Origin of the sequence: uncultured Tateyamaria sp. (genome assembly GCF_947503705.1) — a bacterium.
GTDB lineage: Bacteria > Pseudomonadota > Alphaproteobacteria > Rhodobacterales > Rhodobacteraceae > Tateyamaria.
On record NZ_CANNES010000031.1, the window covers coordinates 1 to 472 of the forward strand.

At 64.4% G+C, this 472-nt stretch carries 1 protein-coding gene; it reads right to left on the reverse strand.

Annotation, left to right across the window (positions count from 1 at the left end; all coding sequences use genetic code 11):
• Positions 1-103 precede the first annotated feature (103 nt).
• A partial coding sequence (locus tag Q1A44_RS21870; RefSeq protein ID WP_299629566.1) for a zinc-binding dehydrogenase occupies positions 104-472 on the reverse strand: 369 nt, incomplete at its 5' end.

Below are 472 nucleotides of genomic sequence, written 5' to 3' on the forward strand. Positions count from 1 at the left end.
GCCATGGGCACGAGGATATTGCTGTACATGGGTGCTCTCCGTCATCTGTGGGGCCGTTTGGGGCCCGTTTTGTCTTGTGTTCAAACCTTGATCAGGACCGGTGTCAGGACCAGGGGTGCAGCACGATCTTGGGGGCCGCGATCGTGCCTGCGCGCAACTGGGCAAAGGCCTCTGCCCCCTCGGCCAGGTCCCGCGTCTGGATCCAGTCCAGCGCACCGAGGCGGCCGTCATATATGGCCGCACAGGTGTCGCGGAAGTCCTGGGCCGTGTAAGTATAGGTGCCGATAAACGTGATCTCCTGCAGGGTCATCCGCCGGATATCGAGGCCGCCCATATCCTCGCCCAGACCGATATGCACAATCACTCCGCCCGGCTCGGCCAGGGTTGAGGCCGCGGCCCGCGTGGCGGCATAACCCACCGCATCGACCACGACACCATACGCTCCCGCAGCCTCCGCCACCGTATGCTGCCC